The 19,847-nt window shown below is 72.8% G+C and carries 19 protein-coding genes and 3 pseudogenes; 11 read left to right on the forward strand and 11 right to left on the reverse strand.

What is annotated here, in order from left to right:
* Positions 1-64: 64 nt before the first annotated feature.
* From ACWDX6_RS01360 to ACWDX6_RS01370, 3 genes are all read right to left on the reverse strand, one after another.
* Positions 65-358, reverse strand: a complete 294-nt coding sequence (locus ACWDX6_RS01360; protein ID WP_356895709.1) for a hypothetical protein — start codon at positions 356-358, stop codon at positions 65-67.
* Positions 359-611: 253 nt separating this feature from the next.
* Positions 612-1,466: a DUF5336 domain-containing protein gene (locus ACWDX6_RS01365; RefSeq protein WP_451482877.1), complete on the reverse strand. Its 855-nt coding sequence runs from the start codon at positions 1,464-1,466 to the stop codon at positions 612-614.
* A gap of 90 nt (positions 1,467-1,556) precedes the next feature.
* On the reverse strand, positions 1,557-2,408 hold the full coding sequence (locus tag ACWDX6_RS01370) for an N-acetylmuramoyl-L-alanine amidase (protein ID WP_451482878.1): 852 nt from the start codon (positions 2,406-2,408) through the stop codon (positions 1,557-1,559).
* 174 nt (positions 2,409-2,582) lie between these two features.
* Between ACWDX6_RS01370 and ACWDX6_RS01375 the strand changes: the two genes are divergently transcribed.
* Positions 2,583-3,167: an RICIN domain-containing protein gene (locus ACWDX6_RS01375; protein WP_451482879.1), complete on the forward strand. Its 585-nt coding sequence runs from the start codon at positions 2,583-2,585 to the stop codon at positions 3,165-3,167.
* 102 nt (positions 3,168-3,269) lie between these two features.
* Here the strand turns inward: ACWDX6_RS01375 and ACWDX6_RS01380 are convergent, their stop codons facing one another.
* From ACWDX6_RS01380 to ACWDX6_RS01395, 4 genes are all read right to left on the reverse strand, one after another.
* Positions 3,270-4,496, reverse strand: a complete 1,227-nt coding sequence (locus ACWDX6_RS01380) for a glycosyltransferase (protein WP_451482880.1) — start codon at positions 4,494-4,496, stop codon at positions 3,270-3,272.
* A 94-nt stretch (positions 4,497-4,590) separates the two neighbouring features.
* Positions 4,591-5,931 (reverse strand): peptidase inhibitor family I36 protein, encoded by a 1,341-nt coding sequence (locus ACWDX6_RS01385; RefSeq protein ID WP_451482881.1) that lies wholly within the window; start codon positions 5,929-5,931, stop codon positions 4,591-4,593.
* A gap of 352 nt (positions 5,932-6,283) precedes the next feature.
* Positions 6,284-6,931, reverse strand: coding sequence for a class I SAM-dependent methyltransferase (locus tag ACWDX6_RS01390; protein ID WP_451482882.1), 648 nt, complete (start codon positions 6,929-6,931; stop codon positions 6,284-6,286).
* A gap of 50 nt (positions 6,932-6,981) precedes the next feature.
* Positions 6,982-7,389 carry an ATP-binding protein gene (locus ACWDX6_RS01395; RefSeq protein WP_451482883.1) on the reverse strand — a complete coding sequence of 136 codons (408 nt, stop codon included), beginning with the start codon at positions 7,387-7,389 and terminating at the stop codon, positions 6,982-6,984.
* An 84-nt stretch (positions 7,390-7,473) separates the two neighbouring features.
* Between ACWDX6_RS01395 and ACWDX6_RS01400 the strand changes: the two are divergent.
* The 3 genes and pseudogenes from ACWDX6_RS01400 (at position 7,474) to ACWDX6_RS01410 (ending at position 8,705) form a co-directional block, all read left to right on the forward strand.
* Positions 7,474-7,973: pseudogene (locus ACWDX6_RS01400) on the forward strand (Scr1 family TA system antitoxin-like transcriptional regulator).
* Positions 7,933-8,217, forward strand: coding sequence for a DUF397 domain-containing protein (locus ACWDX6_RS01405; protein WP_451482884.1), 285 nt, complete (start codon positions 7,933-7,935; stop codon positions 8,215-8,217). The pseudogene ACWDX6_RS01400 and the gene ACWDX6_RS01405 overlap by 41 nt, the downstream one beginning before the upstream one ends.
* Positions 8,218-8,270: 53 nt before the next feature.
* Complete coding sequence (locus ACWDX6_RS01410) at positions 8,271-8,705, forward strand: hypothetical protein (RefSeq protein WP_451482885.1); 435 nt, start codon at positions 8,271-8,273, stop codon at positions 8,703-8,705.
* Positions 8,706-8,770: 65 nt separating this feature from the next.
* Here the strand turns inward: ACWDX6_RS01410 and ACWDX6_RS01415 are convergent, their stop codons facing one another.
* Entirely contained in the window at positions 8,771-9,835 is a 1,065-nt protein-coding gene (locus tag ACWDX6_RS01415; RefSeq protein ID WP_451482886.1) for a hypothetical protein, read from the reverse strand.
* A 267-nt stretch (positions 9,836-10,102) separates the two neighbouring features.
* Between ACWDX6_RS01415 and ACWDX6_RS01420 the strand changes: the two genes are divergently transcribed.
* Positions 10,103-11,533 carry an MFS transporter gene (locus ACWDX6_RS01420; RefSeq protein ID WP_451482887.1) on the forward strand — a complete coding sequence of 477 codons (1,431 nt, stop codon included), beginning with the start codon at positions 10,103-10,105 and terminating at the stop codon, positions 11,531-11,533.
* A 49-nt stretch (positions 11,534-11,582) separates the two neighbouring features.
* Here the strand turns inward: ACWDX6_RS01420 and ACWDX6_RS01425 are convergent, their stop codons facing one another.
* Complete coding sequence (locus ACWDX6_RS01425) at positions 11,583-12,227, reverse strand: LysE family translocator (protein WP_451482888.1); 645 nt, start codon at positions 12,225-12,227, stop codon at positions 11,583-11,585.
* 366 nt (positions 12,228-12,593) lie between these two features.
* Between ACWDX6_RS01425 and ACWDX6_RS01430 the strand changes: the two genes are divergently transcribed.
* Positions 12,594-13,448, forward strand: a complete 855-nt coding sequence (locus tag ACWDX6_RS01430) for a MaoC/PaaZ C-terminal domain-containing protein (RefSeq protein WP_451482889.1) — start codon at positions 12,594-12,596, stop codon at positions 13,446-13,448.
* A 130-nt stretch (positions 13,449-13,578) separates the two neighbouring features.
* Positions 13,579-13,803, forward strand: a pseudogene (locus ACWDX6_RS01435) (SDR family NAD(P)-dependent oxidoreductase); the annotation flags it as partial.
* 270 nt (positions 13,804-14,073) lie between these two features.
* Here ACWDX6_RS01435 and ACWDX6_RS01440 read toward each other — a convergent pair.
* Positions 14,074-15,225: a hypothetical protein gene (locus tag ACWDX6_RS01440; protein WP_451482890.1), complete on the reverse strand. Its 1,152-nt coding sequence runs from the start codon at positions 15,223-15,225 to the stop codon at positions 14,074-14,076.
* 191 nt (positions 15,226-15,416) lie between these two features.
* On the opposite strand from ACWDX6_RS01440, the pseudogene ACWDX6_RS01445 reads away from it, so the two are divergent.
* The 4 genes and pseudogenes from ACWDX6_RS01445 to ACWDX6_RS01460 form a co-directional block, all read left to right on the forward strand.
* Positions 15,417-15,692 (forward strand): annotated as a pseudogene (locus ACWDX6_RS01445) (hypothetical protein); the annotation flags it as partial.
* A 159-nt stretch (positions 15,693-15,851) separates the two neighbouring features.
* Positions 15,852-16,667 carry a Nif3-like dinuclear metal center hexameric protein gene (locus ACWDX6_RS01450; protein WP_451482891.1) on the forward strand — a complete coding sequence of 272 codons (816 nt, stop codon included), beginning with the start codon at positions 15,852-15,854 and terminating at the stop codon, positions 16,665-16,667.
* Entirely contained in the window at positions 16,664-17,407 is a 744-nt protein-coding gene (locus ACWDX6_RS01455; RefSeq protein WP_451482946.1) for a zinc ribbon domain-containing protein, read from the forward strand. Before ACWDX6_RS01450 ends, ACWDX6_RS01455 begins: the two co-directional genes overlap by 4 nt.
* Positions 17,407-18,993: a bifunctional RNase H/acid phosphatase gene (locus tag ACWDX6_RS01460; protein WP_451482892.1), complete on the forward strand. Its 1,587-nt coding sequence runs from the start codon at positions 17,407-17,409 to the stop codon at positions 18,991-18,993. Before ACWDX6_RS01455 ends, ACWDX6_RS01460 begins: the two co-directional genes overlap by 1 nt.
* Before the next feature lie 181 nt (positions 18,994-19,174).
* Here ACWDX6_RS01460 and eda read toward each other — a convergent pair whose 3' ends face one another.
* Positions 19,175-19,825 (reverse strand): bifunctional 4-hydroxy-2-oxoglutarate aldolase/2-dehydro-3-deoxy-phosphogluconate aldolase, encoded by a 651-nt coding sequence (gene eda / locus ACWDX6_RS01465; RefSeq protein WP_451482893.1) that lies wholly within the window; start codon positions 19,823-19,825, stop codon positions 19,175-19,177.
* Positions 19,826-19,847 lie beyond the last annotated feature (22 nt).

The raw sequence follows: 19,847 nt of genomic DNA on the forward strand, positions 1-19,847 counted from the left end.
GGACCGCTGCGGGTGAACGCCCGGCCGTCCGGGGCCGGATGACCCCGGACGGCCCGATGGCCGGTCAGTGGCGGCGCAGCAGGCGCCCCGCCACCGTGTGCCCGACGACCAGGTAGACGACGGCGGCGAGACCGTAACCGGCCACCACACGCGCCCACGCCTCGTCGAAGGTGAACAGATCGTGCGACCAGCCCGCCAGCCAGCGGGCCACGCTCTGGACGAACTCCACCAGCCCGTTGCCCCGGTTGGCGTCCAGCAGATACATCAGGATCCAGAGACCGATGATGGCGGCGAAGACATCGGCGACGATCGCGATCACCCGCGCCGCTTGCGTGGTGTTACTCCGTCCGGAAGTCATACCGCTCGCCTTGCCGGGTTCCGTCCTTCGAAACCCGTTCGAGTGGCCCAGGGTGGCGAGACCGCCGACAAGGTGGTCGCGACCGCTCAACTCGACGGCCGGAACTATGAGATCAGCAGGCCCTCGCCGGGTCGTCGCAGACCTGGGCGCGGACCAGGGCCACGTCCGGTGTGGATGGGGGACTGCACGGCAACGGCCCCCCGCCCGGAAGGGATCCGGGCGGGGGGCCGTCGTCGGTGAAGCGGGTGCGCGCTCAGCCGCGCTGGATGCCGGTGGTGTCCTGGAGGACGCCGCGGCGGCCGTCCTGCGTCTGGGCGACCAGGCCGGGACCGCGCTGCTCGACCGCCAGGTACCACGTACCCGGGGCCAGTTCGGCGATCGGCGTCGGGGAGCCGTCCTCCGCGTACAGCGGGCGGGCGACCGGGACGGCGAACCAGAACGGCGCGAAGTCGGCCGCGGGCTGCTCGCTCTGCGCCGGCGCCGGCTGCTGCGCCTGCACCGGGGCCGGCTGCTGCGCCTGGGCGGCCTGCGGGTCGGGCTGCGGCTGCTGGCCACCGTACGGCTGGTGGGGCTGGGCGCCGTAGGGCTGCTGCTGAGCGCCCGGGTAGCCGTAGCCCCCGGCGACGCCCTGCGGGCCCGGCTGGCCGGGGTGCATGCCGTACGGCTGCGCGGTCTGCGGCTTCGGGGCGCCGAGCAGCGGGGCCTTCAGGGCGGGCACCAGCGGAGCGGCGACGGCCGCACCGGCGAGGACCAGGGAGGCGATCACGCCGAGGATGAGGCCGATACCGGCGTTCTCCGACTCGAAGATCCACATCAGCAGGGTCCAGGCCGCGGCCACGGTGAACGCGACGCCGATCTGACGCAGCTCCAGGCCGGCGACCTTGAGGGGCTGAGGAAGCGCGTGGGAGAGGACCACCAGCGCGGCGCCCACGATGCCGAGGAGGAAGGCGCCCCAGCCCAGGGGGGAGAACTCCCAGGAGAACGGGGAGCCGACCGTGTCGCAGTAAGGGCCTTCACAGCTGGAGTAGCCGAGGAACGAGGCGATGAACAGCACCACCGCTGCACCGATCACCACGCCATCGCCTCGAGTGAGGGAGCGGATATTCACGTAAAAATCCTTCGTCGGGTCGTCTCGTCGGGGTGGCGCGAAGCACGGGGGCGGCCCCATCGTACGGAGCGAATCTATCGCCCGCCGGTTCTACCCCTTGAGGTAGGTCCTGATGCCGTCCGCGATTCCCCGCGCCGCTTTCTGGCGCCACGCCGCATCGGTCAGCAGTGCGGCGTCCTTCGGATCACGCATATTGCCGCATTCGACGAAGACCTTGGGGACGGTTGAGAGATTGAGTCCGCCGAGATCGTCGCGGACGTCCAACCCCGTGCCGGAGCCCAGATAGTTGGCGGGCGCGGTCCCGGTGGCCCGGGCGAAGTGCCGGGCGATGTCCTCGCCGAGGATACGGGAGGGGCCGACGATCGCCGTGGTGTCGGCGGTGCCGGAGCGCACGCGGGCGGGCAGGATCACATGGAACCCGCGGTTGCCGGCCGCGGAGCCGTCGGCGTGCACGGAGACGACGGCGTCCGCGCGGGCGGCGTTGCCGGTCCTGGCGCGCTCGTCGATGCAGGGCCCGAAGGGGCGGTCGGCGTCATGGGTGAGGACCACCTCGGCGCCCTGGGCCTTGAGGAGATCGCGCAGGCGGTGGGAGACGTCGAGGGTGAAGGCGGCTTCGGTGTACCCCGCGTCCGTGGAGGTGCCGGTGGTGTCGCACTCTTTGCGGTGCGTCCCGATATCCACCTTTTGGTTGATTTCCTCGGGGTGACGGAAGTTGCCGGGGTTGTGGCCGGGGTCGATGACGACCGTCCGCCCCGCCAGCACCTTCGGCGGCGGCCCGGCGGGGCCGGTGGCGGTCGCCTCGCCCGTGCCCGTGGCCGTGGCCTTCGCGTCGGCACTACGGGGGGACTGCGCGGCCGATCCGGGGCCCCCGCAGGCCGAGAGGGCGGCGCAGGCGGTCAGGGCAAGGGGGAGGGCGAGAAGCTTGCGGTGGTCGTACGGCACCCCGTGACTGTAGGCGTTCCGGCGCCGGATTGCCCGTACCGGCGGCCCCGGACCGACTGGTTGAGCGTGCAACGGGTCCCGTTCCCCGCGTTTGCGCGGCGAACGGGACCCGCTGATAGTGGTTAAGGCGGCCGCCGTCCCCTCCCTTCTCATCCACACGAGAGGAGCGGTCCCATGCGTCTACGCAAGGAAACGCGGTCCCGTCGTCTCCTGACGACGTCGACGATCCTCCTGGCCGGAGGCACTCTGCTCCTGCCGTTCCCCGCGGTCGCCCACCCCGCGGCGGACACCACCGCCTCGGAAGCCCGGATCTCCGGAGCCGCCTTCCAGTTCCGGAACCTCCAGACCGGCAAGTGCATGACCTTCAGCGGTGGCAGCCTCGCCCAGAACAACCTCGAACTGCTCCAGTTCGACTGCGACACCGACCGGTCACGCCGATGGAGGATCACCAACTGGAACGGCGACTCCTTCCAGCTGGTCAACCTCCACAGCGGGAAGTGCGCGACGGTCGCCGGCGGCCGGTCCACCGCCAACAACCACCCGCTCGTCCAGTTCACCTGCGACTCCGACCCCTCACGCCGCTGGCGCCTGACCAACTGGGGCGGCACCTCCTACCAGGTGGTGAACGTCCAGACGAACAAGTGCGCGACGGTCGCCGGCGGCCGGTCGACCGAGAACAACGTGCAGATGGTCCAGTTCACCTGCGACACCGACAACTCCCGCCGCTGGGTCATCCGCCTCGGCGGCTCGGCGACCTGACGGCGCAGACGAGTCCGCGTGGTTCCCGCGGACTCGTCTCGGCCCTCTCGGCCGATGCGGCCCTCTCGGCCCTCTCGGCCGTCTCGGCCGTTTCCGCCGTTCTCAGCCGACGGCGTCGAGCAGCAGTTTCGCGGCCACCATCGCCCCGTCGGTGCGGACCGTGCCGGCCACCGCCTTGGCCCGGGCGCCCGTTTCGGGCGTCAGGGCGGTCTTGAGCGCACCCGTCAGGGACTCGACGGTCGGCACGGGACCGTCGTGGGCCACGCCGATGCCGAGTTCGGCCACCCGGCCGGCCCAGTACGGCTGGTCCGCCAACTGGGGCACCACCACCTGCGGAGCGCCGGCCCGAGCGGCCGTCGTCGTCGTTCCCGCGCCACCGTGGTGCACGACGGCGGCCACCCGTCCGAACAACCGCTGGTGGTTGACCTCGCCGACGGCGAAGCAGTCGTCCCGGTCGTCGACCAGGCCCAGATCCGCCCACCCGCGCCCGACGAGCACCCGGCGGCCGTTCGCGCGAACCGCCTCGATCGCGACCCGGGCCGCGTCCTCCCCCGCGCGTACGGCCATGCTGCCGAAGCCCACGTACACCGGCGGCGCGCCCGCATCCAGGAAGGCCACCAGCTCCGCCGGGAGCGGCCGCTCGTCGGGCAGCACCCACGCGCCGGTCTGTACGACGTCGAGGTCCGGCGTCTCCCGCCACGGGTCCAGCGCCGGGTCGGTCGCCAGCCACGGCCGGTCACCGAAGGCGTAGTCGCGGACGTTGTCCACCGGGGGCAGGCCGATCGACGCCCGGTTGGTGTTGAGCGCCTCACCGAACAGCGCGTCGATGCTCTCGGCGTCCAGCTCCCACAGGGCCCGGTTGTCGGTCACCTCCGGCGGGAACGGCCGCCCCGGGTACGCCAGCGGCGGGCGCAGCGGCGACGGCAGGGTCAGCTGCTGGAAGATCGCGGACACGTAGCCGATGCCCAGCTTCTCGGCCACCGACCGCGCCCCGGCGATGGCCGGCATCGCGCCCGTCGCCACCAGCACGTCGCACCCTTCGGCCGCCGCCGGAATCACCTCGAACTGACTGGTGATCAACTCGGCCGCGCGCTGGGGCAGATTGGCCTTCGACGGCGGTGGCGCAGCGGTCGTCAGCGCGCGTGCCGACTGCCCGACGCCCACCATGGGCACGCCGACCCCGGCCAGCCGCTCCGCGAAGTCCTCGTCCGGCGGCGCACACACCCGCACCTCCGCGCCGAGCTCCCGCAACCGCACCGCGAGGGCCACGAGTGGTTCGACGTCCCCACGCGACCCATACGTCGACAACAGCACACGCACGTCGCACATCTCCTGTCTCCATTGATTCGCCCGAGCGCGCATGACCCCGGCGGCCGGCGCGGAGGTCTCGCCCGTGGGCTCGGCTCGGCCTGTTCCACTCGTCCTAGTAGGTGAAGGCCGTGCCGTGTGTCTTGGCGATGCGCTGCGAGGCGTACCCGGTATGCACCTGCAGGCGGTTGCCGGCGTGGTTCGACACCTTCAGCGTGGCGCGGACGCGGTCGCATCCGCCGAGCTCGGCGGTCGTCAGGTACAGCGTGTTCGTCGCGGTCTGGTGGTGCTTGCGCTCGGTGATGTACCAGCGCGCCACGGCGCTCTTCAGCGGGCCGCCGCAGGTGGAGCCGTCGGCCCTGACGGGCTGTGCCTCGATCCAGGTGGAGGCGTCCGTGTGGTGCGCGGTCGGGTCGTTCTCGCCCGCGCACTTGTCGATCCCGTAGTTGGGCGTGATGCCGTCCTTGTCGTTGTTGCAGCTGGTCATGTTGGCGTCCAGGACGATCGCGATCCGGTCCGCCCCCTGCGGGGTGTACACGTGGTCGAGGAAGCTCTTCGTGGTCCCCGGCGTGAGGGCGGGCGGTTCCACGGCGTCGGCCTGCGTCCACCCGGCCGTGTCGCTGTACACGGCCCGGGACAGACCCGCGCCCGCCGCGACCTGCATGGCCACCGAGTTCCCCGCGCCGATCCAGGTCGCGTAGCCGAGCACCGAGACGCGGCACCGGTAGCGGTCCGTCGTCGGCGCGACGAACGTCCACCGCACCGAGGGCGCCAGGGCCGTCTCACCGGGCGGCACGAGGTTCGCCGCCCAGTACGCTCCGGTCTCCCTGTCGGTGGGAAGCGCGCGCCCGTCCGCGTACATGCAGCGGATCGCGCCGGTCACACCGATGTTCTTGTGCTCGCCCAGCGCCGGGACGTTGCCGACCGACACGTTGCGGGTCCACAGGTACGACGCCTGCCCCTGCGTGGCGTCGAACTCGAGCTTCGTTCCCGGGACGTCCGCGTAGCGCAGGGGATCGGCGTCGTCCTCAGCGCCGAAGGTGAAGGAGGGAGACGTCATGGGGTCCGCACCGCCCGTGCACACCTTGTCCAGCCGGTGCCAGGGCGAGGCGGGGTCCGAGGCTCCGGTGTTGCTGCTGGCCCCTCCGGACCGGATGCTGCCGCGCAGGACGTGGTCGGCGGAGCTGAGACCCGACGTGTCGAACTGGTACACCTGCGCCGTGACGGGGAGGTTGTTGACGTACGAGTTGATCCCTCCTGACCCCTCGCCCAGGCCGTACCGGCCCAGCCAGAAGCAGGTCTGGGTGCTGCCCGCCACGAACTGGAGACCTTCGAGGCCCGTTCCGGAGTACAGGCACAGGCGTTCGGCGGGACACGGCTCCGCCGCGGCGGCCGGCGAGGCCGTGGCCGTGAGGCCGGAGAAGACGAGCCCCACCGCCGACAACGCCGTCGCCACTCTTCGGGATATACGAGAAATACCCATCAAAACCGCCCTCTTGGGGGAACAGAAGCGGTCATGGTAGACCGGCGATCACCCACCACGACAAGCGGGCCGTCCCCGGCCGCCAGGGGCGTGGCGCACGACCGGTCCCCACGCTTCCGCAAGCCGCCCCCTAGGGCCTTTCGTTTGGATCATGCCGGGCTCGCCGGCTCTGGTGCCGCGCCTCGCCGCGTTGTCGTCGGTCGCCAACGCTCCGCGTTGACTCCCTCCTCCGCCTTGCGATCCGTCCCCTCGGCCCTGGCGGGCCTGGGGAGACCCCATGCACCGGACCCCGCTCCCTGATCCGGCCTGATCCAAACGAAAGACCCTAGGCGCGGTGGCGCAGGACGCGGAGGGAGTCGGTGACCGAGGTCTCCTCGAAGTCGCCCGACTCCAGCGCCCGCAGGTAGATCCGGTACGGAGCCTGGCCGCCGTCCGCCGGGTCCGGGAAGACGTCGTGGATGACGAGCAGACCACCGGCGGCGACCTTCGGCGCCCAGCCCTCGAAGTCCGCCGTCGCGTGCTCGTCCGTGTGGCCGCCGTCGATGAAGACGAGGCCCAGCTCGCCCGCCCACACCTTCGCCACCTGCGGCGAGCGCCCGACGACCGCGATCACGTGCTCCTCAAGGCCCGCCCTGTGCAGGGTCCGGCGGAAGGCGGGCAGGGTGTCCATCAGCCCGATCTCCGGGTCGACGACCGTCGGATCGTGGTACTCCCACCCCGGCTGCTGCTCCTCGCTGCCCCGGTGATGGTCCACGGTCACGGCCACCGTCCCGGCCGCCCGGGCCGCGTCCGCCAGCAGGATCGTGGAGCGCCCGCAGTACGTCCCCACCTCCAGCAGGGGCAGCCCGAGCGCGGCGGCCTCGGCAGCCGCCTCGTACAGCGCGAGCCCCTCCCTGACGGGCATGAAGCCCTTGGCGGCCTCGAAGGCGGCAAGGATCTCGGGCTTCGGCGCGGCGGCGGGCTCGGCGGCCATGGGCGGGTCCTCCTACTGGCGGGTACGCGTGTGCGAGCGCCCATCGTGCCCTACGCGTCACACTCGAACCACACCGTCTTCCCCTTGCCCGACTCCACCACCCCCCACCGGTCCGTCACCGCCTCCACCAGCACCAGCCCGCGCCCGCCCTCGTCCAGCGCCCCGGCGGGCTTCGCCACCACCGTCCCCGGCACCGCGTCGGCGACCTCCACCCGCAGACCGAACGGCTCCCGCAGGATCAGCACCGTGCACCGCCGCCCGGGCACGTGCCGTACGACGTTGGCGACCAGCTCGGTCAGCGCGAGCTGGGCGGGGTCGGTGACCCGCTCCATCCCCCAGCGCGTGAGGAACATGCGCAGGATGCGGCGCATGTGACCGGCCGAGTGCTCACCGACGGTGAACCCCATGCGGTAGCTCGTGGGAAGTTCGGCCGGATAGAGGTCAGTTACCTGATTCATGCCGCCAGAATGGAGCGCCGTCGTTACGCTCGGCTACGGACCGAATACAACGCTTCACCGCGTGAACTTGGGGGTGACCTCCTCGTGGTCAACATCCGCAGCCTCGACCCCAGCGCGTCCCCGCTGGACTACTACGGCTCCGAACTCCGCCGCCTGCGGGAGGAGGCGGGGCTGAACCAGGATCAGCTGGGCAAGATCCTGTTCTGCACGGGATCGCTGGTCGGCCAGATCGAGACGGCGAAGAAGGTGCCGACGCGCCAGTTCTCGGAGCGGCTGGACGCGGGGCTGATGACGGGCGGGTTGTTCTCGCGGCTGGTGGGGCTGGTGCTGAAGAGCCAGCTGCCGACGTGGTTCCAGCCGTACGCGGAGCTGGAGGCGAGGGCGACCCGGACATCGTCTACACCGAGGACTTTGTTCAGGGCCGTATGACCGCCAATCCGACAGCCATCAGGGAGGGTTCGCTCCGTTACGATCACCTGCAGGCCGCCGCGCTCTCCGTGGAGGATTCGGCCGCACTGATCGCCCGTGCAATGGAGGAACGCTATGGGGACCAACCAGAACCTGACGGGCGCACACTGGCGTAAGTCGTCGTACAGCGGTGACACCGGTGGCCAGTGCATCGAGTGCGCCCCCGTCGGCACCGCCGCGTGGCGCAAGTCCTCGTACAGCGGTTCCAGCGGCGGCGAATGCGTCGAAGTCGCCGACCTCACGGCCCACGTCGCCGTCCGCGACTCCAAGAACCCCGACGGGCCCGTCTTCCTCGCCGTCCCCGCCGCCTTCACCGCGTTCGTCGCCGCCGCCGCCGAAGGGCGTCTGCGCGCCCGGTGAGGCGGTAGGCGGCCGGAGGCAACGTCCGCCCGCTCGGTCACGTCCTTCTGGGCGTGATCGAACTGCTCGACTTCTCCGGCTCCGACGACGAAGAGAGACTGGCGCCCGGCCCCTGGTGGCGCCACGCCTGGTGGGTGGCGGCTATCGCCGTGCTCGGGGTCGGCCTCGGCTGGGCCGGAGCCCTGTTCCCTATCGGCTCCACGAAGTACGGCCTGCCGCCCGCCGCTTCGGGGGACGTCTGGCCGTACGTGGCCGCCTGGACGGCGACGGGCGTCGCGGTGGCGGCCGTGCTGCGCGCCACCGCCGCCCGCGTCCCCGTCTACGCACCCGGCCGGATCGCGGTCGTCCTCACCCTCCTCGGCACCCGGGTCTGCCTGGGCTGGCGTCCGGAGGCGCCCGTACTGCTCGCGGTCATCGCGGCCGCGCTGGTGGCGGCGGTCGCGTGGGCCGCTCTGGCGCTGCGCCCCGGCGCCCGGAAGCAGGACTGAGGACGGGGTGTGCCCCGGCTCGAATCGAGCCGGGGCACACCCCGTCGTCACCAAGGGGCTGCGGTCTACGTCCAGTCGGCCAGGCGGAAGACGCTGAACATGTCGCTCTTGCGCGGGTCCGTGATGTTGCCGGGGTAGTACGACGCCTCGACGCCGACCCAGCCGCGGAAGGTGCCGGTGTCGTCGATGATCTGGTACATCGGCTTCACGTGCGAGTTGCCGGTGTAGCAGAGCTCGTTCCGCTCCACGGCCAGGCAGGTGCACCAGTGCCACAGGGTGTCGCGGCGGTCGGTGTTGCTCAACTTCTGCAGGTAGTACTGGATGGACGAGATGTTCGACGCCGTGCCGCCGCCGTAGTTCGGGCAGCCGCCCTCCTTCTGGCAGGCGGTCGACGAGGTCGGCTGGAGGTAGGTGAGGCACCACGTCGTGGTCTCGCAGGTGCGGAAGTTCTCGTGGTGGAAGACACCGCTGCTGGTGCTGGTCACGTCCTTGGCCCAGGTCGTGCCCTGGAGGCGGATCGTCGACGGGTGGGCCTGCACGGTCGTCATGGCGCGGCGCGTGGTCAGGGCCGCGTTGCTGCCGTAGCCGTAACCCGTGGTGGCCTTGGTGTTGTGCAGGAAGGACAGGCGGGCGAGGTTCGTGCCGGTCTCGATGGCCCACTTCTCGGTCCAGGCGGTGGTGTGGTTCCACTTGATCCACACGGTCGGCGTGGACACGCCGTCGATCGTGTCGTTCTGGAGCGTGTAGATGCCGGTGCGCAGTTCGGTGGGGGAGCCGGTGAAGCCGCCCGCGGTCTTGATCTGGCAGGCGAGCACGTGCGTGGTGCTCTTCAGGTCGGTGGACGAGCAGCTGCTGTCGGGCACGGTGCCGGTGCCCTCCCGGGCCTTCGGCACGGCGTGGTCCCAGACGTACATGCGGGCCGAGACCGTGCCGGCGGCGGCGTCGAACTCGTAGGTGCCGAGGCGCACCCAGTTGTTGCGGGCGCCGTCCTTGAGGTGGCCGAGGGAGACGACGAAGTTGGCCTTGCCGCCGGGCAGCTCGGCGGCCGCCTGGGCCGGCAGGGCGGATGCGGCGGTCGCCGCGACGGCCATCAGGAAGGCCATCAGAAGTGTGCGTGCGGTACGGAACATGTGCGCGATTATCGCCGGGGCGCGGGGGGTTCCGTGAGCCGCCGGCTCCTTCCCGGACCTCGGTGGGGTTCGTGAGCCGCCTCCCGCCGATCCTGGGGCCGCCTCCCTTCCGGATCCGGCACCGCTTGGCAGCGCGGCTGTCGTGACGATGCCGCGGAGGCCGTAGAGCGGTGCTCCTGCCGGCTCCTGACTCTGCCCGACGGTCCCTGCGCAGGCCCCCGTCCTAGGACCGAATCCCGATGTACGGGCCGCAGCCGCTCTGCGACCATGACGGGCATGCAACCCACCGAGTCGGTCACCGAGAAGCCCGCGTCCGTACGACCCGACCGCCGCACCTGGCTCGTCGTCCTGGCCGCCTGCGCCGGGCAGTTCCTCGTCGTCCTCGACGTCTCGGTGGTGAACGTCGCGCTGCCGTCGATGCGGACCGACCTCGGGCTGTCGGCCCTCGGACTGCAATGGGTCCTCAACGCGTACTCCATCACCTTCGCCGGGTTCATGCTGCTCGGTGGCCGGGCGGCCGACCTCTTCGGCCGGAAGCGGATGTTCCTGCTCGGCCTGGGGCTCTTCACCGCCGCTTCGGCGGCGGGCGGCCTGGCCGAGGACGGCTGGCAGCTCGTCGCCGCCCGCGCCGTACAGGGACTCGGCGCGGCGGTCCTCGCGCCCGCGACGCTCACCATCGTCACCGCCACCGTCCCCGCCGGGCCCGCGCGGACCAGGGCCATCGGCACCTGGACGGCGGTCGGCGCGGCCGGCGGCGCGGCGGGCGGGTTCGTCGGCGGAGTGCTCGTCGACCTCCTCTCCTGGCGCTGGGTGCTCCTGATCAACGTGCCCGTCGGCGTCCTGGTCCTGGTGGGCGCCGTGCTGTGGCTGAGCGAGAGCCGGGGCTCCGGAGGACGGCGGCTCGACCTGCCGGGCGCGGTCCTCGTCACCGGCGGGCTCGCGGCCGTCGCGTACGGCATCGTGCAGACGGAGGAGGTGGGCTGGGCCGCCCCGGCCACCCTCGTCCCGCTGCTCGGCGGTCTCGCGCTCCTCGGAGTCTTCGTCGCCGTCGAGGCGCGTACGGCGGAGCCGCTGGTGCCGCTGAAGGTCTTCCGCTCGCGGGCGGTCTCGGCGGCCAACGTGACCCTGCTGCTCTGCGCCTCCACCTCGTTCGGCATGTGGTTCTTCATGACGGTCTACGCCCAGAACGTCCTCGGCTACACCCCGCTCCAGGCCGGTCTCGCCCTGATACCCAGCTCGGTCAGCGTCATCGTCGGCTCCAAGCTGGGCCCGCGCCTGATGCCCGTGACCGGCGCCCGCAACCTCGCCGTCATCGGCGCCCTCGTCGCGGCGACCGGCTTCGGCTGGCAGTCCACGATGACCGCCGACGGGACCTTCCTGACGACCATCCTCGGCCCCGGCATCCTGATGATGGCCGGCATGGGCCTGCTGATCACCCCCCTGGCCGCCCTCGCCACCAGCGGCGCCGGCCCGGGCGACGCGGGCCTCGTCTCGGGCCTGGTCAACACCTCCCGCACGATGGGCGGCGCCCTCGGCCTCTCCATCCTGTCGACGGTCGCGGCGGCCCGCACCGACGGCGCCACCAGCCCCGAGGCCCTGACAGCGGGCTACGCGCTGGCGTTCCGCACGGCGACGGGGGTGCTGCTGGCGGGCGCGGCGCTGATGCTCCTGTGGCTGCCGAGGCCGGAGCGTCGGTGACGGCTTCCAGCCTGATCACATGATCGACTCACAGGCGCACGTGCATGGCTCAGGCGGAGACAGGCGTACGGGTCAGGGCCGTGCGCAGCGCGAAGACACCGAGCAAGCCGCCTGCCGCGAACCGTTGAGCGGTCATCACGCGCGGCCGGGCGGCCAGGAACCCCGACACCCGTGCCGCGCCGAGCATGATCAGAGCGTTCACGGAGAGCCCCACGAGGATCTGCACACCGCCGAGCTGCAGCAGTTGCGCCCAGGCCGGGCCCGCCTGCGGATCCATGAACTGGGGCAGAAGAGCGGCGTACATGAGGGCGATCTTGGGGTTGAGCAGGTTGGTCAGGAGCCCCATCGAGAACAGGCGGGCGTCGGAGACGGGAGGCAGGTCCTGGGCCGGAGCGAAGGGTGAGCGGCCACCGGGCTTGAGCATGTCCCAGGCAAGGTAGGCCAGGTAGGCGGCCCCCGCGAGCTTGACCACCGTGAACGCCAGCGGCACGGCGGCGAACAACGCGGACAGGCCGGCGGCCGCGGCCAGCAGATAGCACACGAATCCCACGGCGGTCCCGCTCAGGCTGACCAGACCCGCCCTGCGTCCTTGGGTGATCGCCCGGGAGGCGAGGTGGATCATGTTCGGTCCGGGGGTCAGGGCCATGCCCAGTTCAACCAGGGCCACTCCGCCCACTGCGGCCAGACTGATCACTGGTCAACTCCCGATCGTTCGTCGGGTACCCGGTACCCGGCGGGGGCGGCGCCAGGCGGCGACGGACGGCTGCGACGCATCGGCAGTGCCTGCGCCGCCGCCTCAGGATACGGCTCTGCCGTTCGGTGTCTCCGCCCCGGCCCCCGCGGCACCAGTATCTGACGTGGCGTCAGGGCTTTTCAAGTGATCCCCCCTGGGCTATACATGAGGATCACCGACCTAGAACGCGTTCTAGAGCGAAGAGAAGGGCGGGCGCGTACGGGACGGTCCCCGCAACGGCCTCGGTGCGGCCGACGGTGCGGACGGTCGCGCCGAGGTCCTCCCTCTTCACGGATCCACACCGGATCTCCAAGGAGCAGCATCCCGATGCCCATTGATGCCGCCAAGGCCGTCGCCGCCGAGCCCCGCAGCGCCGAGATCGTCTGGGACCACAAGGACGTCCAGCTCTACCACCTCGGCCTCGGCGCGGGAGTCCCCGCCACGGACCCCGACGAACTCCGCTACACCCTCGAATCGAAGCTCCACGTCCTGCCCAGCTTCGCCACCGTCGCCGGCGCCGGAATGGGCATCGTCGGCGGCCTCTCCGCCCCCGGTGTCGACGTGGACCTCGCCGCCGTCCTGCACGGCGGTCAGGCGATCACCCTGCACCGCCCCATCCCCGTCCAGGGCAGGGCCGTCACCACCTCCCGCGTCGCCGCCGTCCACGACAAGGGCAAGGCCGCCGTACTCGTCCTGCGCGCCGAGGCCGCCGACGACGACGGCCCCCTGTGGACCAGCGACGCCCAGATCTTCGTCCGGGGAGAGGGCGGCTGGGGCGGCGACCGAGGCCCCTCCGAGCGGGTCGAACTGCCCGACCGCGCGCCCGACAGGACCGTGGAGCGTCCCGTACGGGAGAACCAGGCGCTGCTGTACCGCCTGTCGGGCGACTGGAACCCGCTGCACGCCGACCCGGAGTTCGCCGAGCTGGCCGGCTTCGACCGGCCGATCCTGCACGGACTCTGCTCGTACGGCATGACCCTCAAGGCGGTGGTCGACACGGTGCTCGGCGGGGACGTCGCCCGGGTCCGCTCGTACCGCACGCGCTTCGCCGGGGTCGTCTTCCCCGGCGAGACCCTGCGTGTCCGCATGTGGACCGGGGAAGGCCGCGTCCAGGTGTCGGTGACCGCGGTGGAGCGGGAGGACGCCCCTGTCCTCGCCGACACCATCGTCGAACACTCGTAGCCATCCCGAAGGAGCCGCACCGTGCGCGCAGCCGTGCTGCACGAGATCGGCCAGGACGGACTGGAGGTCCTCGACGACGTCGTGCGCGCGGCGGGCGGCCGGACCGTCCCCCATCAGGGCGGCGTCGCCGACTTCGGGACCGCGCGGGGAGCGCGGTGTGCACGGCCGCATCGTGAACACCTCCTCGGAGGCGTTCCTCGCGGGCTCGGCGGGCCGGCCGAACTACGCGGCGGCGAAGGGCGGGATCGCGGGCCTGGCGACGTCGGCGGCGCCGGCTCTGGCGGAGTACGGCGGAAGCGGACGGGCGGGACACGCACGCGCCGGGAAGCGCGGCGCGGGAAACGTATGGGCCGGGAAGCGGACGGGGGCCGGGAAGCGCGCGGCGCGGGAAACGCGCGGGCCGGGAAGCGCGCGGGCCCCGGGGGTCTCCCGGGGCCCGCGCGGTGTCATCGCGCCTGCGGGTCGCGACGGTGGCGGCCGCGAGGGGAGGACGTGGAGTCCTCCTCCGACGGCGCCGCCTCGCCGCGATGCCTTCCGGAGCCGTGCGGCTCCGACCCCTCCGTGCGTGCTTCCGACATGCTGGAACTCACCCCGTACTGTTCGCTGTTGTGCTGCGAACAAGAGTCTAGCCAGCCACTTTCCGGTCAGCGAGGGGTGCCTGTTGCAGCGGGACCGGCCGGCACACGGCCCGCGCCGGGGGAGCGGCTTCCGCTTCCCGTGCCGGTGCCTGCTCCGGTTCCGGCTCCTGGTCCGGTGGCGCCCCCAGCTCCGCGAGGCCGCACGGCACCTCCCGGGTCGCGTACGGCAGCCTCAGCACCCCCTGCGGCGTCCAGAGGCCGGCCCCCGCCAGCCACCCCGCCGGCGCCGCCACCTGGTGCATCCGGCGTCCCGAGGGGCGCCACACCCCCACCCAGCTGCCCGCCGCCGCGTCGATCCGCAGCGCCACCGCGCAGTGCTCCGGCAGCAGCACCTGCCCCGGCTGCACAGCGAACGGCGTCACCGCCGCGTCGTCGAGACGCAGACACTCCGGGAAGCGGATCGGCAGCCGGCTGCCGAGCACACCCCACCCCAGCCGGTCGTGCCCCGGCGACGGGGCGTCCGAGCGGATCAGCAGCAGCCCGCTGTCCGGGTCCGCCAGCAGCAGCCGGTCGTCGCTCCCCTCGGTGATCTGGAGCAGCGGCGTCACCTCCCCGCCCCGCTCCAGATCGACCGCCACCGCCTTCACCGGGCCGCCGTCCAACCGCCGGTCGAGCGCGAGCATCCGGCCGGTGCGGTCCAGCCACACCCCGCCCGTACAGCGCCCCCGGACCTCCGCGACCTGCTCGGGACCGAACGCCCCGCCCGCCACCAGCCACAGCGTGGTCGTCTCCGGGCCGACGCACATCGCGTACGCGCAGATGCCGTCCGGCGACGGCGGCAGCAGGGTCAGTTCCCCGGACGGCTCGACGGACTCGACGGCCCCCAACGGCAGCTGCCCGGTCCCCGGTCCTGTCGGGTACAGCAGCGAGAACGTGTGCCGGCGGCCGTCCACCCGCCGACCGATCAGCACCCGGCCGTCCGCCAGCGGCAGCAGCCGCGCGCCGGGGTCCTCGGGCTGGTCGAGAGGGAGCGGTACGGCGTACGGCTCGGGCCCGTCCAGCGTCCACCGCTCCGCGTACAGCGCGTCCCCGGCACCCGCGAGCCGCGCCGCGTACGCCCCGTTCGCCGTGATCGTGAACCCCGTCGGCCACACCGCGCCGCCGTCCTCCGTCGCGGTCTCGATGGCACAGACTGTCATCGACTCGTCACCTCCGGCCACCGAAGCTAGTTTTCGCACTTCCAGCCGAACAACACGAGCCATGTCACTTCACACATAAGGGTGGCCGTTCCGCGATTCGACTGAGGCGAGGGAGGCGGTTGTGCTGGGCGGACGCGGGACGCGTAATAAGGCCCCCTAAGCGGAGTCTGTGGCTCCGAGCACGGGACCCCGTGCCGGCCGACGAGCCGCCGTCCCCGTCCCGTACAGGAGAACCCTTATGTCCCTCCGCCGCCGTCGCCCTCACCGCCGCGCTCTCCCTCGCGGCCTGCGGAAGCGGCGACGGCGCCTCGGACAGTGCCAAGAAGGAGGGCGGCGCCAAGCCGGTCGGCTACGCCCCCGCCGAGGGCGACGACGGCATCCCCGGGTACCTGAAGAAGGACGCAGGCGCCCCCAGGTCCTTCGGCACCATCAACAACCTCAACCTCGAGGCGATCACCAACCTGAAGAAGTAGGAGTCCGGGAGCGGGCGGGCGGGCCGCGGGGACGGGCGGACGGGCCCGCGGCCCGCCCCGCGCGGGCCACGGCCCGGCCCCGTGAGCCAAGCGGAATCATCCCTGCCCACAGGGCAGGGCGGCGGGGCGCGGAGGACAGGTAGCCTTTCCTCCGTGCCCCGTCTGTCTGAAGTCATCGCCGAGCTCGACGCCCTCTGGCCGCCCGAGCGGGCCGAGCAGTGGGACGCCGTCGGCACGGTCTGCGGCGACCCCGACGCCGAGGTCACCCGCGTCCTGTTCGCGGTCGACCCCGTCCAGGAGATCGCCGACGAGGCGGTCAAGCTGGGCGCCGACCTGATCGTCACCCACCACCCGCTCTATCTGCGGGGTACGACGACGGTCGCGGCCTCCCACTTCAAGGGCCGGGTCGTGCACGGCCTGATCAAGCACGACATCGCCCTGCACGTGGCGCACACCAACGCCGACACCGCCGACCCCGGTGTGTCCGACGCCCTCGCCGGCGCCCTCGACCTGCGGGTCGTCGGCCCCCTGGTCCCCGAGAACAACCTCGGCCGGATCTGCGAGCTCACCCACCCCGAGACGCTCGGCGAGTTCGCCGCCCGCGCCGCGCGGCGGCTCCCCGCCACCGCGCAGGGCATCCGCGTCGCGGGGGACCCCACCATGACCGTGCACCGGGTCGCCGTCAGCGGCGGCTCGGGCGACAGCCTCTTCGACGCCGTACGGGCCGCGGGCGTGGACGCCTTCCTCACCGCGGACCTGCGCCACCACCCGGTGTCCGAGGCGACCCAGCGCTCCCCGCTGGGCCTGGTCGACGCCGCCCACTGGGCCACCGAGTGGCCCTGGTGCGAGCAGGCCGCCGCCCAGCTCGACGAGATTTCCGACCGCCACGGCTGGGACCTCCGCGTCCACGTCTCGAAGACGGTCACCGACCCATGGTCCTCCCACCACACTTCTGGAGCCCCCAACTGAACGCCGCGCCCGCCGACCAGATCCGACTTCTCGACCTCCAGGCCCTGGACGTTCGCCTCCAGCAGCTCGCCCACAAGCGCAGGTCCCTGCCCGAGCACGCCGAGATCGAGTCGCTGAACAAGGACCTCACCCAGCTGCGCGATCTGCTCGTCGCCGCGCAGACGGAGGAGAGTGACTGCGCCCGCGAGCAGATCAAGGCGGAGCAGGACGTCGACCAGGTGCGCCAGCGCGCCGCGCGGGACCAGCAGCGCCTGGACTCCGGCGCCGTCGCCTCGCCGAAGGACCTGGAGAGCCTCCAGCGGGAGATCGCCTCCCTCGCCAAGCGCCAGGGCGACCTCGAGGACATCGTGCTGGAGGTCATGGAGCGCCGCGAGTCCGCTCAGGAGCGGGTCGCCGAGCTGACCGAGCGCGCCTCCGCCGTCCAGACCAAGGCCGACGACGCCACCGCCCGGCGCGACGCCGTCGAGGCCGAGCTGGACAGCGAGGCCGCATCCGTCGGCAAGGAGCGCGAGCTCGTGGCGGCGACGATCCCCGCCGACCTGCTGAAGCTGTACGAGAAGCTGCGCCAGCAGCAGGGCGGGGTCGGCGCCGCGCGCCTGTACCAGCGCAGGTGCGAGGGCTGCCACATCGAGCTGAACATCACCGAGCTGAACGAGGTCCGGGCGGCCGCGGCCGACACGGTGGTGCGGTGCGAGAACTGCCGCCGGATCCTCGTCCGTACGTCGGAGTCCGGCCTGTAATGACGCCTGTGAGGGAACTGATCGTCGAGGCCGACGGGGGCTCCCGGGGCAACCCGGGTCCCGCCGGTTACGGCGCCGTGGTCCTCGACCCGGTGACGGGCGAGACGCTTGCCGAGACGGCCGCCTACATCGGCGTGGCCACGAACAACGTCGCCGAGTACAAGGGCCTGATCGCCGGCCTGAAAGCGGCGCGCGACCTGTTCCCCGACGCGCTGATCCATGCCCGGATGGACTCCAAGCTGGTCGTCGAGCAGATGTCCGGCCGCTGGAAGATCAAGCATCCCGACATGAAGCCGCTCGCGGCGGAGGCCGCCCGGGTCTTCCCGGCGGGCCGCGTCCGCTACGAATGGATTCCGCGCGAGCAGAACAAGCACGCGGACCGGCTCGCGAACGAGGCGATGGACGCGGGCAAGCGGGGCAGGCAGTGGGAGCCCGCTGCCTCCTCGGCGGCCTTCGACGCGGCCGCCGCCCGCAACGCCGCGACGCCGCCCCCGTCGGGCCCGCCCGGCGACGCGACGGCGGGCGCGGCCCGCGCCCGGGCCGCCCTCGCGGGCGGCGGCGCTGCGGGCACGAACGCAGGTGCGAGCGGCGGTGGGGCGGGGCTCGGCGCCGGTGCGGGCAGCGGTGCGGCCTCCCCGTCCGACGGCGGGCTCTTCGCCGCCGACGAGGCGATCGCGGCGCAGGCGCGTGCCTCGCTCGCCGCGGCCGGCACCGCCGAGCGCGACGCCACCGGCACCGCCGAGCGCGACGCCACCGGCGGCGGCACGGCGCCCCGCCGCGAGGCGGCCGACACGGGCACGGACCCGGAGAGGGACACCGCGCGGGCGGGCGCTTCCGCCGTGGCGAGCGGTGACTTCGAGGCCGAGGCGGCAGCCTCGGGGCACCCGGGCCCGGGTGCCGTCCACGCTCCCGCCGCCCCGCGCGGGGAGGCCGCCGCGCCCGGCTGGGGAGCGGCCGACATGGGGGTACCCGCGACCTTCGTGCTGCTGCGGCACGGGGAGACGGCGCTGACCCCCGAGAAGCGGTTCTCGGGGAGCGGGGGGACCGACCCCGAGCTGTCGGCCGCCGGATTGCGGCAGGCCGACGCGGTGGCCGCCGCGCTCGCCGCGCGCGGCACGGTCCAGGCGATCGTCAGCTCCCCGCTCAAGCGCTGCCGCCAGACGGCCGAGACCGTCGCCGCCCGCCTGGGCCTCGACGTACGGATCGAGGACGGGCTGCGCGAGACCGACTTCGGCGCCTGGGAGGGGCTGACCTTCGCCGAGGTGCGGGAGCGGTACGCCGAGGACCTCGACGCCTGGCTCGCCTCCCCGAAGGCCGCCCCGACCGGCGGCGGGGAGAGCTTCGCGACCGTCGCGCGACGCGTCGCCGCCACCCGGGACCGGCTCACGACCGCGTACGCGGGCCGTACCGTCCTGCTCGTCACGCACGTCACGCCGATCAAGACCCTGGTCCGGCTGGCGCTCGGCGCCCCGCCGGAGTCGCTGTTCCGGATGGAGCTCTCGGCCGCCTCCCTGTCGGCGGTGGCGTACTACGCCGACGGCAACGCCTCCGTACGCCTTCTGAACGACACCTCGCATCTGAGGTGACCGGCGACGGTGCGGCGGGCGGGGCCGGGCGAGTCGGTGGCCCCGCCCGCCCGCGCTGTCGCCAGGCCGGAAAGTCGCACCCCGGCCGCCCGTCGTCGCCGGCGCGTCCGGGCGCCCGGCCCAGGCCCCGCCCCCTCACGCCGCCGACACTCCTGGGCACACCGTGCGCAGGCTCGCCCCCTCACGCCGCCGGCACTCCCGGGCACACCGTGCGCAGGCCCGCCGCCTCACGGGCCAGGGTCTCGACGCGGGCCCAGTCGCGGGCCGCGAGGGCGTCCGCCGGGAGCATCCACGTACCGCCGACGCAGCCGACGTTGGGCAGGGCGAGGTAGGACGGCGCGGAGGCGAGCGAGACGCCACCGGTCGGGCAGAAGCGGGCCTGGGGGAGCGGCCCGGCGAGCGACTTCAGATACGGAACGCCGCCCGCCGCCTCCGCCGGGAAGAACTTCATCTCGCGCACCCCGCCCTCAAGGAGGGCGACCACCTCCGAGGCGGTCGAGACCCCGGGCAGGAACGGCACTCCCGACGCCCGCATGGCGTCCAGGAGCCCGTCCGTCCAGCCGGGGCTCACCAGGAAGCGGGCCCCCGCCCCGACGGCGTCCGCGACGCCGGCCGCCGAGATGACGGTGCCCGCGCCGACGACCGCGTCCGGGACCTCGGCGGCGATCGCGCGGATCGCGTCGAGCGCGGCGGAGGTCCGCAGCGTCACCTCGATCACGGGCAGCCCCCCGGCGACCAGGGCGCGGGCCAGGGGCACGGCGTCGGCGGCGTCCTCGATCACGACGACAGGGACGACAGGGGCTTCTGGGGCGAGGTCCAGCACGCTCGGCATGGCCCCATCGTGCCGAGCGTGA

Source organism: Streptomyces sp. NPDC003027, assembly GCF_053591435.1.

Bases quoted from the DNA above. Each gene is read 5' to 3' on its own strand.
- ACWDX6_RS01360 (WP_356895709.1), bottom strand. From the start codon at position 358: ATGACTTCCGGACGGAGTAACACCACGCAAGCGGCGCGGGTGATCGCG.
- ACWDX6_RS01375 (WP_451482879.1), top strand. From the start codon at position 2,583: ATGCGTCTACGCAAGGAAACGCGGTCCCGTCGTCTCCTGACGACGTCG.
- ACWDX6_RS01380 (WP_451482880.1), bottom strand. From the start codon at position 4,496: ATGTGCGACGTGCGTGTGCTGTTGTCGACGTATGGGTCGCGTGGGGAC.
- ACWDX6_RS01390 (WP_451482882.1), bottom strand. From the start codon at position 6,931: ATGGCCGCCGAGCCCGCCGCCGCGCCGAAGCCCGAGATCCTTGCCGCC.
- ACWDX6_RS01395 (WP_451482883.1), bottom strand. From the start codon at position 7,389: ATGAATCAGGTAACTGACCTCTATCCGGCCGAACTTCCCACGAGCTAC.
- ACWDX6_RS01405 (WP_451482884.1), top strand. From the start codon at position 7,933: ATGGGGACCAACCAGAACCTGACGGGCGCACACTGGCGTAAGTCGTCG.
- ACWDX6_RS01415 (WP_451482886.1), bottom strand. From the start codon at position 9,835: ATGTTCCGTACCGCACGCACACTTCTGATGGCCTTCCTGATGGCCGTC.
- ACWDX6_RS01420 (WP_451482887.1), top strand. From the start codon at position 10,103: ATGACGGGCATGCAACCCACCGAGTCGGTCACCGAGAAGCCCGCGTCC.
- ACWDX6_RS01430 (WP_451482889.1), top strand. From the start codon at position 12,594: ATGCCCATTGATGCCGCCAAGGCCGTCGCCGCCGAGCCCCGCAGCGCC.
- ACWDX6_RS01440 (WP_451482890.1), bottom strand. From the start codon at position 15,225: ATGACAGTCTGTGCCATCGAGACCGCGACGGAGGACGGCGGCGCGGTG.
- ACWDX6_RS01460 (WP_451482892.1), top strand. From the start codon at position 17,407: ATGACGCCTGTGAGGGAACTGATCGTCGAGGCCGACGGGGGCTCCCGG.
- eda (WP_451482893.1), bottom strand. From the start codon at position 19,825: ATGCCGAGCGTGCTGGACCTCGCCCCAGAAGCCCCTGTCGTCCCTGTC.